The organism is Corynebacterium sp. 045007, from assembly GCF_040743205.1.
Lineage (GTDB): Bacteria > Actinomycetota > Actinomycetes > Mycobacteriales > Mycobacteriaceae > Corynebacterium > Corynebacterium jeikeium_D.
Window position 1 is genome coordinate 16,318 of record NZ_JBFLKW010000003.1, and the last position, 14,777, is coordinate 31,094.

The 14,777-nt window shown below is 57.8% G+C and carries 13 protein-coding genes; 8 read left to right on the forward strand and 5 right to left on the reverse strand.

Annotation, left to right across the window (positions count from 1 at the left end; all coding sequences use genetic code 11):
- The first annotated feature begins 72 nt into the window (after window positions 1-72).
- Complete coding sequence (locus tag AB1Z34_RS02420; RefSeq protein WP_049189732.1) at window positions 73-1,635, forward strand: RNA polymerase sigma factor; 1,563 nt, start codon at window positions 73-75, stop codon at window positions 1,633-1,635.
- 327 nt (window positions 1,636-1,962) lie between these two features.
- On the opposite strand, the gene AB1Z34_RS02425 is transcribed toward AB1Z34_RS02420, so the two are convergent.
- From AB1Z34_RS02425 to AB1Z34_RS02440, 4 genes are all read right to left on the reverse strand, one after another.
- Window positions 1,963-3,570: an SLC13 family permease gene (locus tag AB1Z34_RS02425; protein WP_070602509.1), complete on the reverse strand. Its 1,608-nt coding sequence runs from the start codon at window positions 3,568-3,570 to the stop codon at window positions 1,963-1,965.
- A gap of 282 nt (window positions 3,571-3,852) precedes the next feature.
- Entirely contained in the window at window positions 3,853-4,293 is a 441-nt protein-coding gene (locus AB1Z34_RS02430; RefSeq protein ID WP_070429445.1) for a hypothetical protein, read from the reverse strand.
- Between the two features lie 39 nt (window positions 4,294-4,332).
- Complete coding sequence (locus AB1Z34_RS02435) at window positions 4,333-6,078, reverse strand: DEAD/DEAH box helicase (RefSeq protein ID WP_048733265.1); 1,746 nt, start codon at window positions 6,076-6,078, stop codon at window positions 4,333-4,335.
- The gene (locus AB1Z34_RS02440; RefSeq protein WP_367157839.1) at window positions 6,075-6,323 is read right to left on the reverse strand and encodes a DUF3039 domain-containing protein; all 249 of its coding nucleotides are present in this window, start codon (window positions 6,321-6,323) and stop codon (window positions 6,075-6,077) included. The genes AB1Z34_RS02435 and AB1Z34_RS02440 overlap by 4 nt, the downstream gene beginning before the upstream one ends.
- Window positions 6,324-6,497: 174 nt before the next feature.
- Here AB1Z34_RS02440 and AB1Z34_RS02445 point away from each other — a divergent pair, with 174 nt between their 5' ends.
- The 6 genes from AB1Z34_RS02445 (at window position 6,498) to galE (ending at window position 12,166) form a co-directional block, all read left to right on the forward strand.
- Complete coding sequence (locus AB1Z34_RS02445) at window positions 6,498-7,037, forward strand: DUF3099 domain-containing protein (RefSeq protein WP_070429444.1); 540 nt, start codon at window positions 6,498-6,500, stop codon at window positions 7,035-7,037.
- A gap of 38 nt (window positions 7,038-7,075) precedes the next feature.
- Window positions 7,076-8,641, forward strand: coding sequence for a methyltransferase (locus AB1Z34_RS02450; protein WP_367157840.1), 1,566 nt, complete (start codon window positions 7,076-7,078; stop codon window positions 8,639-8,641).
- Window positions 8,642-9,076 (forward strand): D-aminoacyl-tRNA deacylase, encoded by a 435-nt coding sequence (dtd, locus tag AB1Z34_RS02455; RefSeq protein WP_070546941.1) that lies wholly within the window; start codon window positions 8,642-8,644, stop codon window positions 9,074-9,076.
- Between the two features lie 136 nt (window positions 9,077-9,212).
- Window positions 9,213-10,202: a sigma-70 family RNA polymerase sigma factor gene (locus AB1Z34_RS02460; RefSeq protein ID WP_016422644.1), complete on the forward strand. Its 990-nt coding sequence runs from the start codon at window positions 9,213-9,215 to the stop codon at window positions 10,200-10,202.
- A 303-nt stretch (window positions 10,203-10,505) separates the two neighbouring features.
- The gene (locus tag AB1Z34_RS02465) at window positions 10,506-11,186 is read left to right on the forward strand and encodes a metal-dependent transcriptional regulator (protein ID WP_016422643.1); all 681 of its coding nucleotides are present in this window, start codon (window positions 10,506-10,508) and stop codon (window positions 11,184-11,186) included.
- Window positions 11,183-12,166: a UDP-glucose 4-epimerase GalE gene (galE, locus tag AB1Z34_RS02470; RefSeq protein WP_069358725.1), complete on the forward strand. Its 984-nt coding sequence runs from the start codon at window positions 11,183-11,185 to the stop codon at window positions 12,164-12,166. The genes AB1Z34_RS02465 and galE overlap by 4 nt, the downstream gene beginning before the upstream one ends.
- Window positions 12,167-12,192: 26 nt before the next feature.
- Here galE and AB1Z34_RS02475 read toward each other — a convergent pair whose 3' ends face one another.
- The gene (locus tag AB1Z34_RS02475; protein ID WP_224433120.1) at window positions 12,193-13,305 is read right to left on the reverse strand and encodes a DUF4192 domain-containing protein; all 1,113 of its coding nucleotides are present in this window, start codon (window positions 13,303-13,305) and stop codon (window positions 12,193-12,195) included.
- A gap of 229 nt (window positions 13,306-13,534) precedes the next feature.
- On the opposite strand from AB1Z34_RS02475, the gene AB1Z34_RS02480 reads away from it, so the two are divergent.
- The gene (locus AB1Z34_RS02480) at window positions 13,535-14,737 is read left to right on the forward strand and encodes a PAC2 family protein (RefSeq protein ID WP_070643038.1); all 1,203 of its coding nucleotides are present in this window, start codon (window positions 13,535-13,537) and stop codon (window positions 14,735-14,737) included.
- The last annotated feature ends 40 nt before the right edge of the window (window positions 14,738-14,777 follow it).

The following is a 14,777-nucleotide window of genomic DNA, read 5'->3' on the forward strand; positions in this document are numbered from 1 at the left end:
GCTTCTCTTCGACCGAGAGAAGCTGGCGGCGGCTTTGGCGGCGCACACAACGTACATCGTGAAAGGGCGTTCGTGGCAGGCAACGAACTGGGGCAAGCTCAGGACCAATCCACCGGGAGTGGCACCGGTTCAGCTACTCCTGCAAAGAAGGCTGTAAAGAAGGCCATCAAGAAGGCAGTGAAGAAGACCGTGGCAAAGAAGACTGCCGCGAAGAAGACTGCTGCCAAAAAGACGGCTGCTACCAAAACTGCGGCGAAGAAGACGACCGCTAAGAAGGCAGCGGCCAAGAAGACCGTGAAGAAGGCGGCCAAGAAGTCCGTCGCTAAGAAAACCACGCGTAAGGCCGCCGCCAAGAAGGCAACTAAGCGGACAACGGCTGCGAAGGCCACCGCGGCCAAGGCTGCTGCAGCGAAGGCGAAGGACGCGCAGGCTCTCGACGCAACTGAGAACGAAGAGCTCGAGGACGAGGAACTCGACCACGACTTGGAGCAGGAGCAGGACTACGACCCGGATCTGGATGATGACCTCGAAGACGATGATCTTCACGACGATCTGGATGATGACGACCTCGAAGACGACGACCTCGACGATGATGAAGAAGAGGACGACGAGAACGAAGACGAAGACGAGGATGAAGAGGACGAGGGCGACGAGGTCTGGAACGAGGACGAGTCCGCTCGTCTGCGTCAGGCCCGCAAAGATGCTGCCCTCACCGCCTCCGCCGACTCTGTCCGCGCCTACCTCAAGCAGATTGGTAAGGTCGCGCTGCTGACTGCCGAGGAAGAAGTCAGTCTGGCAAAGCGCATCGAGGCCGGTCTGTACGCGCAGTACAAGATTGACGAGGCCAAGGAAGCCGGCGAGCGCATCGCTTACGCTCAGAAGCGCGACTTGCGCGAGATTTCTCGTGACGGTCAGCGCGCCAAGAATCACCTGCTCGAAGCCAACCTCCGTCTTGTGGTGTCCCTGGCAAAGCGCTACACCGGCCGTGGCATGGCTTTCCTCGACTTGATTCAGGAGGGCAACCTCGGCCTGATTCGCGCCGTCGAGAAGTTCGACTACACCAAGGGCTACAAGTTCTCCACGTACGCAACCTGGTGGATTCGCCAGGCAATTACTCGTGCAATGGCCGACCAGGCTCGAACCATTCGTATTCCGGTTCACATGGTTGAGGTCATTAATAAGCTCGGCCGTATCCAGCGCGAGTTGCTCCAGGATTTGGGCCGCGAGCCCACTCCGGAAGAGCTCGCTAAGGAGATGGACATCACCGAGGAAAAGGTTCTCGAGATTCAGCAGTACGCTCGTGAACCCATTTCGCTGGACCAGACCATCGGTGACGAGGGCGACTCCCAGCTCGGTGACTTCATTGAGGACTCAGAGGCAGTCATCGCTGTGGACGCCGTCAGCTTCACGCTCCTCCAGGACCAGCTTGGCGACGTTCTGGAGACTCTCTCCGAACGTGAAGCCGGTGTCGTCCGCCTGCGCTTCGGCCTTACCGACGGCATGCCGCGTACGCTTGACGAGATTGGCCAGGTCTACGGTGTGACACGCGAGCGCATCCGTCAGATCGAGTCCAAGACGATGTCCAAGCTGCGTCACCCATCGCGTTCGCAGGTTCTGCGCGACTACTTGGAGTAAAGCTTTAACCTGAAGTTGTTCAGGGGCTAACAGCTAGCCCCAGAGAATCGGGCTTGAATGAGGTTTCACACCTTATTCGGGCCCGGTTCTCTTTAAGGGGGGGCTAGGGTCAGGGCCAGCGGGTTACTGACTGCGTTTATGTCAAAAATGACCTGAAAAATGGCCTGAAAGTGTCATAAACTCACACAGTTTCACATTTGCAGCCAAAAGCCCCGAACCACCAAAGTGGAACGGGGCGAAGGAGCATCTGAGCAACGCTAGGCGGAGAAGCCCGGTGGCGGTTCAGAGCACTGCTCCACCATCCACTACGGGCTACTACATACCCAGCTAGTACACGACGCCGAATACCCACTGCAGCAGCGTCAGCGATGCCACAGAAATCACGATCAGTGCGACGACGTTCAGCCAGACACCGGCCTTGACCATGTTGTCCATGCTGACGTAGCCGGAGCCGTAGGCGATGGCGTTCGGCGGTGTTGCAACCGGCATCATGAAGGCCGAAGTAGCTGCCAGTGCAACTGGTACGGCGAAAATCATCTGGTCGTGGCCCAGACCGATAGCCATGGCACCTACCAACGGCAGGAAGGTCGCAGCCGTCGCTGTGTTAGAAGTGAACTCGGTCAGGAACAGAACAACGGCACCGACGACAACTACGAGTGCAGCCACTGGCATCCAGCCGAGGGTAGACAGCTGCTCGCCAATCCAGTCCGACAGCCCAGAGGCACCGAACTGCGAGGACAGTGCCAGGCCACCACCGAACAGCAGCAGCACGCCCCACGGCAGCTCTAACGCATTTTCCCAACGCATAAGCTTAACGCCATCAGGACCGCCCGGAATAATGAACAGCGCAATACCCACGGTCATTGCGATAACCGCATCGGCGATCTTGGTGTCGGGCAGCAGCACCGGAACAAAGACCCACGCCAGCGCAGCCGCGATAAACACCATGAGCACGCGACGCTCACCAGCCGACATACGACCGAGGCGCTTGAGTTCATCACGCATGAGTTCGCGGCCACCCGGAATGTGCGTAATCTCCGGCTTGAACAGCACGTTCGTCAACAGGAACCAGGCACAGAACATGAGCACAATCGCCACCGGGACACCGAGCAGCATCCACTGGCCAAACCCAATATTGACGCCTTGCTCCGCCATGTAGGCCGCCAGCATAGCGTTCGGAGGAGTACCAATAATGGTGCCCAGCGAACCAATCGATGCCGCGTAAGCGATACCCAGCATCAGCGCGATACCGAAGTTCGACTTTGGCATCGGGTCATAGCTTGACGACGACTCCTCGGCCTCCTCCAGCGCATCCCCACCGGGGGTTTCAGCGACGGATTCGCTCGCAGAGCCCGTATCCTCTGCAGCAACCTTTTCATCGTGCAGCATTCGGACAATGAGGCTCAGGACGGACACACCGATTGGCAGCATCATCACGGCCGTGGCCGTGTTGGAGACCCACATCGACAGGAAGCCAGTAGCCACCATGAAGCCGAGAATCAGCATCTTTGGTGACGACCCCATGAGCACCAGAACCCACAATGCGACGCGCTTGTGGAGGTTCCAACGCTGCATCGCCAGCGCCAACAGGAAGCCGCCCATAAAGAGGAAGATGGTCGGGTCTGTGTACTTGCCCGAGAAATCCTTAATCTCAGCGAGGTTGAGAATCGGGAATAGAGCCAGCGGCAGCAGAGCCGTAACGGCAATCGGGATAGCCTCGGACATCCACCACACGGCCATAAGCACTGCTACACCTGCGGTTGCACGCAGGTTGTGATCGAGCTCAGCCGGCATAAAGAAGTACACGAGCAGGGCCAGGATGATACCGAGTCCTAGACCGGTGCGCTTACGGAAAAGCTCCCGGCTGAGGTATCCACGGTCTTGTTGGCCCGGTGACAGTTCCGGGGAGTTGTCGCGCGTAGATGTCGCTGCCACGATTCACGCTCCTATTTAATAATCAGCAGACATCCTGTATTGCACGCGTGTTCAAACGTTTACCGCATGTAGGGGATGCCAAATGTGGGTACTTTCTGACACCAATATCATTACCAACACTCGGCCAAATATGAGATTTCACTAAGAAACCCCCGGCCGAAACTGCAGGCAGTTGGGCTTCGGGGGTGGATTACGGGGTTAGCTCATTTCCTGATTGCGTATTTGGCGTTGACCGAAAACTCCGGGCACAAAGTAAGACCGCCATTGATGTCGCTTCCGAACTCACTCCGATTGCTTCATTGGCTGATCAGTACCCATCTGCTTAGAGATGCACTCGGCATACTCTCCAGAGGTGCGCTCGAACTTCTCGCACTTCGACATCGCATCTGATGTCGACGAATACAGCATCAGCGACACCACGGCGGCCGCAATACCCGTCACAATGCCGACCACGCCCAATCCGAACGAACCGCTGATGACCGCGTCTCCCCCAGCTGCCTGCACGCGCTTCTTCGCACTCATTGCCTTCGCCATCGCGATGATGCCTAGAACAATGCCAAAGACACCGAGGATGCCACCAACAATCATCCAGGACATCAAGAGTCCGCCGACGCCAAAGATCAGCGCCAGCACGCCAATAGTCCGACCGTCATTGCCTGGTACAGCCGACAAACCACCGCCGGTCAATTCCGACGGCCTCGACTTATCACTGCTTGCCGACATTCTTCTCTCCACCATAGATTGCTCAGTTCGTTTGAAACCCTACCAATTACGCAGGTAGCTGATGCGATCACGCAACTGTTCCTCGGTACATAGCGCAGTCGGCGGGCCACCACAGGCGCGCCGAACCTCGTTATGCACTTGACCATGTGGCTTACCGGTTCGCGCCGCTGTCATCGACACCAGCGTATTGAGCTCCTTCCGTAACTTCGGCAACACCTCACTGGCCACCTTCTGCGGCCTTGGGTACGCTGATCCCTCAATCCGGTGCACCGCGCCCCCTTCGCCCCCGCTTGACGACGATTCCCTCGCCTCCTCGCGGGCTTCCTTCTCTCGGGCACTGGCGGCTTTAAGCTGTTCATCCTGCCGCTGACGCAGCAAGAGTCGCATCTGATCGGCGTCGAGAAGCCCTGGCAAACCCAGATAATCGGCCTCTTCGGCGGAACCGGCAACGGTTGCGGTGCCGTAGGAGGAGCCGTCGTAGATGAGGTAGTCAAGTTCAGCATCCGCGCCAATGGATTCGTAGGCCGGCAACAATTCGTCGGGCTCATCCTTGCGGCGATTGGCCTCAGCGACCAAGTCATCTTCCCAGCCCTCCGAAGGCCGATCCGGCTTGCCGAGCACGTGGTTGCGCTGCACCTCCATCTGCGAGGCCAAGTCGAGCAGCACCGGAATCGACGGCAAGAAGACCGAAGCGGTCTCCCCCGGCATGCGGCTTCGCACGAATCGTCCGATAGCCTGCGCGAAGAATAGTGGAGTCGAGGAACTGGTCGCGTACACGCCGACCGCCAGCCTCGGCACGTCCACGCCTTCGGAGACCATGCGCACGGCCACCATCCACTCATCGGTGGACTCGGAGAAAGTCTTGATTCGTTCCGACGAGCCCGGTTCATCCGAGAGCACTAACGCCACCGGCGTAGAGGCAATCTGCTCGAGAATGCGTTTGTACGCACGGGCAGTTGCCGCGTCGGAGGCGATAACCAGGCCACCCGCGTCCGGGATATGCTGCCTCATCTGCGAGAGCCGGGTGTGCGCTGCCCGCAGCACAGATGGCATCCACTCGCCCTTTGGGTCAAGCGCGGTGCGCCAAGCACGCGTGGTCTCCTCTGGACTCATCACGGTGCCCAGTCGCGCAGCGAACTCATCACCCGCGCTATCACGCCAGCGAGCTTCACCGGAATAAGCCAAAAAGACCACTGGGCGCACGACGCCGTCGGCAAGCGCATTGGAATAGCCGTACGTGTAATCGGCGACGGAACGCGAGTAACCATCGCCGTCCGGCGAGTAGCGAACAAACGGAATCGCCGCGTCATCGGAGCGGAACGGCGTACCAGTTAGGCACAGGCGGCGTTCGACATCGCCGTAAGCTTCGGAAATACCGTCGCCCCAGCTCTTGGCATCGCCGCCGTGGTGCACCTCGTCCAGAATCACCAATGTCGGCCGAGCGGTGGCTACGGCATGGTGCTTAAACGGATGCACTGCGACTTGGGCGTAGGTCACAACAATTCCCTGGTAGGAGGGGTTTACCACACCCTTGGCGTTGGTGAATTTGGGATCCAACGCAATCCCCGAACGAGCAGCGGAAGCAGCCCACTGCACTTTCAGGTGCTCAGTGGGAACCACGACGATGATGCGCTCGACGATCCGGCGCGACAGCAACTCACTGGCGATACGCAGGGCGAAGGTCGTCTTACCTGCGCCCGGTGTCGCCACTGCAAGGAAGTCCTTGGGGTTAGTCGCCAGGTATTTGTCGAGAGCCTCCTGCTGCCATTTACGAAGCCCGCTCACTTGCGACGCAGGGACTTGTAAATCCGCTCGCAGTCAGGGCATACCGGTGAACCCGGCTTCGCCGACTTCTTCACAGGGAAGGTTTCACCGCACAGAGCAACGACGTAGGAGCCGTTGACCGCGGAGTTCACGATCTGTTCCTTCTTGACGTAATGGAAGAACTTCGGGGTATCGTCCCTCGTCGACTCATCGACGCGGGTATCGGTGCGTTCAATCGTCTTTGTCGTCTTCAATGGAGTGCTCACAGATTCCAATTGTGCCCCATCGGTCAAATTATGCCCAGTGACCCAGGTGCTGGCCGCTGCTGACTGCTGCCTTCCACAGCCATCCACAACATCGCTACGACTACGCGAGCATGCGGCTGCAACGGACATAGCTAGTTGAGACGACCCCACGCCACAGGCGTATGCTAGACAACCATGGCGCGAATCAATGACCGTCGCGACTCCGCGCTGCCGAAACGCGGAAGTTCCCGGCGACGCAAGAAAGACGCGGCGTTGATTACCGACGCCCGCGGCTCTCGGATTCGCAACTATGACCACCGCCGCCACGTCTACGCGGCTCTGCAATGGTCTCGCATTCCGCTGCTGCTTCTTTCCGGCGCTTTTTATCTGTGGTGGGATGTGCCGTGGATTGCAGCGATTCTCATGGTCGTCTCCGTACCCATGCCGTGGATCGCGGTTGTTATCGCCAATGGCGTTGGAGAACCCGCGGACAAGCGTAAGCCGCGCGTCTACAAGCCTGGAGTTGTACGCGAGCAAAACCGCAAATGGGAGGAGCAGCAACGCCAGCGCGCCCTCAAGGAAGCGGAGATGCGCGCGCTCGGTTCTGCCGCCAGTACCGAAGACACCGACGCACGGCCGCAGTCCGGTAACGAGACCATCTCACCCCCCTTCGATGATGCAAATGTCATCGATATGCCGGAAGACGACGATCCGTCGTCAAGCTCCCCTAACTAGCCCCTCCGCCCCGCTTTACGACGAAGGTAGTGCCTACGATGACCTTTTCCCCCTCCACCTTCACCCCACCGACTGATCAGCAGCTTCGTGATTTTGTCGACTGTGCGGAGGAATTTGCCACCGCGCTCAGGCGCCTTGAGTTTTCCAGCGAGTCACTGCGTCGAGTCCTAGGCGCCGAGGGACTGGCCGCGCTGGACCGCGGTGAGCCCGGCGTTGTCGATGTTCTACTTACCGAAACTGAGGGCGTTTCTGCGGACACTGTGACCGCGTTGCGTCTTTTCATCCTGGGCGATTTCGCCGACGCACAGCAGCTATTTGGGGCTGAGCTGACAGCCAAGTTACTGGGCAGCGGCATACTTGCCGGCACCGCCACCAACGCACAGGTGTGTATCGATGTGCGCCCGGTCGAGATTGCGGGAGTCGACCGTATTGTCTTTTCCGACCGCGATGCCTCTATGAGCGATCACGTTCCTGGACCCAATCATGTCTTGGGCGTAGGGCGGGCTTCCCGCTCCCTCCTCGATATTTCGCCGACCTCGGCGGTGGAATCCGTACTCGACCTCGGTGCCGGTTGTGGCGTCCAGAGCCTTGCCCAGCCTGATGCAAAGTCGATTGTCGCGACGGACATTCACCCCCGGGCGCTGTTTTTTGCCCGCGCTACTTTCGCAGCAAATGGCTTCGCCCAGGCGCAGGCCGTCGAAGGCTCGTGGTTTGAACCGGTTGCAGGCAAGAAGTTTGACCGCATTGTGGCGAACCCGCCGTTCGTCGTAGGGCTGCCAAGTGTGGAACATGTTTACCGTGACTCAGGATTGAATCTGGACGGTGCCACCGAACTTATGATCCGCGGTCTGGCCGACCATCTCACCGACGGCGGCACGGCGCATCTGCTCGGTGCTTGGGCCCATATCGAAGGCGAAAGTTGGCAACAGCGCATCGCCTCTTGGCTCCCTGCTGAAGGCCTAGAAGTGTGGGTAACACAACGAGATGTCGCCACGCCGGCGGAATACATCGGCACCTGGCTTCGAGACGAGTCCATCGACCCCCGCAGCCCAGAAGGCTGCGAGCGCTCCCGTGCCTGGCTGGAGCACTTCCGCAACAGCGGCGTGACAGGCATCGGGTTCGGCTACATCACGGTTCAGCGCATCGACGGCCCGACTTCCGCTGTGTGTGAAGAAATGCCTCAGCCTTTGGCCGCTCCCTTCGCCGCCGAAGCCGAGGAGTATCTCGGCCGCGCCGAATGGCTTCGTACACAAACTGCTGACACCATCCTCGAAGCTGCCTTTACTGTGCGACCCGGCGTCGCCTTAGAACGCGTTTCGCTTGCCGACGTCGACAGCGGCCAGGGCTTCACTGAGTTCGATACGCGCATCTCACGCACCGACGGCCCCGCCTGGACACACTCAATCGATGAGTCCGTCGCAACCATCCTGGGTGCACTGCATCCCGAAGCTGCCCTGGGCTCCGTCATCGACATCATGGCAATGTTTGGAGCCTTTGATGAGTCCGAAGTCCCTGCAATCAAGGACGCCCTAGTTCCCATCGTCGTTGACCTGGTTCGCCATGGTCTGATTCTCCCCACCGAGATCTTGGAGGATAAACAGTAAATGAAAGCCGTTCTCACCCGAGTTAAATCCGCGTCAGTCACTGTCGACGGCTCCGTTGTTGGCCACGTTGACGGAGGCGATACCGGCGCCATTTTGGCGCTCGTAGGTGTTGGCCGCGAGGACACTGCCGATGCTTGGGAAACGATGGCCCGCAAGATCGCGGAGCTGCGCATTCTGGATGGCGAGCTCAGCGCTGTCGACGCTGGCGCCCCGGTGCTCGTTGTTAGCCAATTCACGTTGATGGGGGCGACAAAGAAGGGACGGCGGCCGTCGTGGGTAGACGCGGCTCCGGGCCCAGAGGCCGAACCCGTCATAGAAAAAATTGTCGAGAACTTGCGCAATCGTGGCTTGACGGTCGCAACGGGACAATTTGGAGCGATGATGGAGGTCACATCCGTCAATGATGGCCCCTTTACAGTTCTCGTAGAATGCTAGTCGCGGCAGTTTTTCTTAACATTATATTTGCATGGCAAAATTACCCTATTGACATTCATCAACTTTCACGGGAACATTTCCGTAACTCCGTGCGTTGTAGTTATTGAGTCCACTTAAAAATCCAGGAGGCAGATTCATGAAGAGTGCCGATATTCAAAATGACGAACTGGAAGGTCAGCCACGGGACAAGGGGCGCCGCACTGGCAATAACTCCAATCCGTCCGCCGATTTGGTTCGTGTGTATTTGAACGGCATCGGAAAGACTGCTCTTCTCAGCGCTGAAGAAGAGGTGGAACTTTCTAAGCGCATTGAAGCCGGTGTATACGCCGAGCATTTGCTGCAGACCGGCGCGAAAATGACCCGCGCAAAGAAGCGTGATGTCAAGATTTTGGCAAAGGAAGGTAAGGCTGCACGCGCCCACCTACTCGAAGCCAATCTCCGTCTTGTGGTCTCGCTGGCGAAGCGCTACACCAACCGCGGTATGCCTCTGCTGGATCTAATCCAGGAGGGCAACTTGGGCCTCATCCGCGCCATGGAAAAGTTCGACTACACCAAGGGCTTCAAGTTCTCCACTTACGCAACGTGGTGGATTCGCCAAGCTATTACCCGCGGTATGGCTGATCAGTCGCGCACCATTCGCCTCCCTGTTCATTTGGTTGAGCAGGTCAACAAGATTTCTCGTATCAAGCGTGAGCTCTACCAGCAGCTCGGCCGTGAGGCTACGAATGAGGAATTGGCAGAGGAATCCGGCATTCCAGAGGCCAAGATTGAGATGCTGCTGCGTCAGTCCCGCGACCCGGTGAGCTTGGACATGCCGGTGGGCACTGATGAGGAAGCTCCTCTGGGAGACTTCATTGAGGATTCAGAGGCAACTGATGCCGAGGAGGCAGTTGTCGCTTCCCTGCGTCACCACGATGTCCGCAAGGTTCTGTCCACTCTCGAGATTCGAGAGCAGGAAGTTATTAAGCTCCGCTACGGTCTCGACGATGGCCTGCCCCGCACGCTGGATCAGATTGGCCGCCACTTTGGCCTGTCTCGAGAGCGCGTCCGCCAGATTGAGCGGGAAGTTATGTCCAAGCTCCGCGAGGGTGACCGTGCTGACAAGCTGCGTGAGTACGCAAACTAACGCCACATGGCGGTGACATCGATAGGGTTCCTAATTTCAGCCCTGAGATAGAGCTGGACTTCAATGCCGACCCCGTGCCGGAGTTTCATCCACACTGGCGGTCGGCGTTTTCGTCTGCACGTCGAGCTTTCGACATCGCGTACGCTCCCTTCCGTCTCAGCAGCGCCCACCGAACCAAGCTTTTCGCTGCCTAATCAGCACCAAAGCCACTAGATTTGCGAGCCCTAACATCTTTCTTGCGCAAGTGTGGTTATCCTAATACTTGAGTGAAAACTTTTAAGACTGTGTTATCGGAGGAAAACCGTGAGGGATTTGGTTGACACCACGGAAATGTACTTACGTACGATTTTCGAACTCGAAGAAGAGGGCATCATTCCTTTGCGTGCTCGCATTGCCGAACGCCTTGAGCAGTCGGGGCCGACCGTTAGCCAAACCGTTGCGCGCATGGAGCGCGATGGCCTTCTCGTAGTTGCCCCAGATCGCAGCTTGCAGCTTTCCGACGAGGGCCGCAGGCTGGCCACGGCTGTCATGCGTAAGCACCGCCTAGCTGAGCGCCTACTTACGGATGTCATTGGCCTCGAATGGGACAAGGTTCACGACGAAGCCTGCCGCTGGGAGCACGTAATGAGTGACGAGGTCGAGCGCAAACTTCTCGACGTGCTTGACTCTTACACACGCTCCCCATTCGGCAATCCGATTCCCGGTTTGGGAGACCTCGGTGGGACTCAGTCACCAGAGTCGTTAGAGAACGTTCGCCGACTGTCCGATCTAAACCCCGGCGAGTACACCGTTGAGATCGTCCAGATTAACGAAATCCTGCAGGTCGAGCAGAGCTACATGAAGCGTCTCCACAAGGCTGGAATTATGCCGGGTACTGAGGCACTTGCCGAGGTTGCCGCCGGCCGCGTGACTCTCGCCCGTGGTGATCATTCTCTTGACATTCCGGATACTCTGTCTCACGCAATCATGGTGATTATCAAATGAAACTCCTCGTCACTGGTGGTGCCGGCTACGTCGGTAGCGTGTGCTCGGCAGTATTGATTTCTCTTGGCCACGACGTCACCATTCTGGACAACTTCTCTGTTGGCAACCGTGATGCGGTGCCAGAGGGCGCGACCCTAGTCGAAGGCGATGTGGCGGACAAGGCCTACGAGGTTCTGTCCTCCGACAGCTTCGACGGCGTCGTTCATTTCGCTGCGAAATCGCTTGTTGGCGAGTCTGTCGAAGTTCCTTCCGACTACTGGCACAACAATGTGGGCCAAACCCTGAAGCTACTCGACGCGATGCGTGATACCGGTACGAATAACCTGGTGTTCTCTTCGACAGCTGCAACCTACGGCGAGCCAGAGAAGACACCAATTACCGAAGACATGCCAACCGCGCCGACCAACCCTTACGGTGCCACCAAGCTGGCCATGGACTACGCCATCGCCTCTTACGCCAAGGCATACAACATCGGCGCTACCAGCTTGCGTTATTTCAATGTGGCGGGTGCCTGGGGCGGTTTTGGAGAAAACCGTGAGGTGGAAACTCACCTCATCCCACTGGTACTGCAGGTTGCGCTCGGTCACCGCGACAAGATTATGGTCTTTGGCAATGACTGGCCGACTCCGGACGGCACCGCGGTGCGTGACTACATCCACATCAAAGACCTCGCCGATGCGCATGTCTTGGCACTAGAGTCCAACACGCCGGGAACCCACCGTATCTTTAACCTCGGTTCCGGCGACGGCTTTTCAGTTCGCCAGGTCATTGAAACCTGCCGTAAGGTCACCGGTCACCCGATTCCCGCTGAGGATGCACCGCGTAGAGCCGGTGATCCGGCAACCCTTATTGCCTCTTCTCAGCGTGCCATGGACGAGCTCGGATGGAAGCCCAACCAGACGGAGCTTGAAACCATCGTCGCCGATGCATGGGAGTACACCAAGAACCTCGGCGACCGAGCCCACTCGGCGCACCGCTAGGTACTGCAGTACAGCTTGCAGGGTCGCTAATCAATACGCGGCATTTTCACCTTGTATACCCTGCGCAGTACCTCTTGTGCTGCTCCAAGAATTGTGCCGACGCACCTCGGCACAATTTGATTGGCGACCGCAATTTCCAGCAACTGAGTCAGTGAATGATTCGGTTGCTCCCCCGCTGCCTCATCGAGAGCTGTTTGCGCAAAGTTCTCCAGCCCAGCCGCGAACTTTGCGATGGCAAAACACGCTAAAGCGTTAGCACGCAGGCTGCCGCGGTGGACGATTGCGGCCTCGCGCCAGATTTCTCCCATTGATTGCGCCAACTGCGTAGTAATGAAAATCATGGACATATCGCGCAAGGTGACGTTGGTCAGTGCTGCTGCAATGGCATATCCTGCGTTTTCATCGCGCACCGCCTCATGTGCATCCATCACACCATCGGCCACGTTTTCCACGGCGGTTTTGAGCATGTCGAAGTGCTCAATGAGCGCGGGATTGTCCGAACCAATTTTGAGCTTCCTCGGCTGCTCAACGGCTGTCGCTCGTTCCCGGAGGCGTTCAATCAGAGCCCTGTCTTTACTGTCGTGGAATTGGCCACCTCGAAAATAGCTGCGGTACTCCTCATAGTTTTTGAAAATCTGCTCTCCCTGCCGGGAGATTAGATTTGCATTGTCGGTCATCAGACTGTCACCGACAATGCCGACGATCTCTCCCTGCTCGTCCGTGACAACTTCCCCCGCAGCAATAGTGGCAACGCCCGCCAAACGCACCTCATGCAGGCCGCCTTCTCGCAGCCAGCCTGTAATAGGTGTGGAGTCCTTTTCAATCCCCCAGGATTCGTCGATGATAAACACATCTGCGTGAGTGCATCCTTCATCGAGCAGGAAGTCCGCGGCTGCCCGCACCAAGTCAGGATTGTTCTCCATCGAGGCCACATCCTTAATCAGCATCGGGCCAGCATGCGCTGTCGGATCAAACTCGACCTTGCCATCGATGAGATCTTCGACCTGCTGACGATACAACGCCGCAATCACTACCTGCCCCCGCGGATAGAATCCAACGATTCCCGGCAGGTTCGTCAGAAAAACACTCGGCTCAATTTCAGGCTTTTGTCCTGCACCGAAGTTCTGTTTGTTTCCCATTAATTCCTTACCCCTTTTCCCCCATTGGAATAGCTCGACAGCGGACAATCCTCTCGCCATCTGGTGGCTCTCATTGTTATCGAATCCGCAACAGCCTTGCTTGTGCGCGACCGGAAAAATCGGCCCATCTGTGGACTACTTTCTACTTGTGGATAACTGGAATAGTTTCTGCGGTATCGTGGTTGTTTACTTCAAATGACGAAAAATGTGATGCAGGAGGTAGTCGTACGTGAGTGATCCGACCGACAAGCCTCAGGGCAATATGTACGAGGTAGTTTTTCCGGTTCCTGACGTAACGGGAAGCGAGGGCCATCTGACCCTGGTCATTGCACTTAGCGGTTATGCGGATGCCGGTAATGCCGTCTCGGAATCAGCTAGTTTCCTCTTGGATGCTCTCGAGCACCGTCCATTGGTGAACTTTTCTATCGACGAGCTGATTGATTATCGTTCTCGCCGTCCCTCTGTGACGATGAACCACGACCAGATTGTGGATGTATCCGATTTGAACCTGTCACTCAATGTGGTTCGCGACAACGTCGGTAAGCCGTTCTTGCTGCTTTCTGGCCCTGAGCCAGACATGCGGTGGGAGGCTTTCTCGACTGCCGTGGCAGATTTGGCGGAGCGCTACGATGTCGGTCGGACTGTGTCGCTGTACTCGGCTCCGATGACGGTTCCGCACACCCGACCACTGGGCATCATCGCCCATGGCACAGATAAGCAGAAACTCGGTGATATGCATACCTGGGGAAACCGCGTCACAGTTCCGGGTGCTGCGAGCCTGAACATTGAGTACGAGCTCGCAAGCCGCGGTTGTGATGCCTTTGGTTTCACCGCACAGGTGCCACACTATGTCGCGGCCTCTGAGTATCCGCTGGCGTCACTGCGGCTGTTGCAGGAGGTAGCAAAACTAGCCAAGCTCGAGCTCCCGCTTGAGGCGTTGGAGAAGGAATCCGCGCGGGTGGCGGAGCTGCTCAATACGCAGACGAATGATTCCGGCGAGGTCTCTCAGCTGGTCAATCTTCTCGAGGAACAGTACGACCAGGAAGTTCAACGTCGTCAAGAGCTGGAGACTTCTCCCCTGCTTGGACCTAACGGCGAGATGCCTTCCGCCGACGAGATTGGCGCTGAGTTCGAAAAGTTCCTCGCTTCTCAACCGCTGCGCCCAGTAGAGGATTCTTCCTCGCTTGACGACGAGGCGGAGACCCCGGCCAACTCGGATTCCTCGGCAACTACATCAGAGGACACTGACGCATACTCGGAAGAACCCGAGTCGGCCTCGGCGGATGATAGGTCTGCGGAGTTTTCTGCAGACGGCACTGCCGAACAGCCTGAGTCAGAACAGCCTCGGGAAGAGCAGGCGGAAAGCGAAGAATCCGGTGAACCGGAACAACCTCGCCGTCGGCGCGGCTGGAAGCCCTGGTTCCGCTTCTAATCCGGGGTTACCGCTAGGGTGGGAAGCGTGTCACTATCTG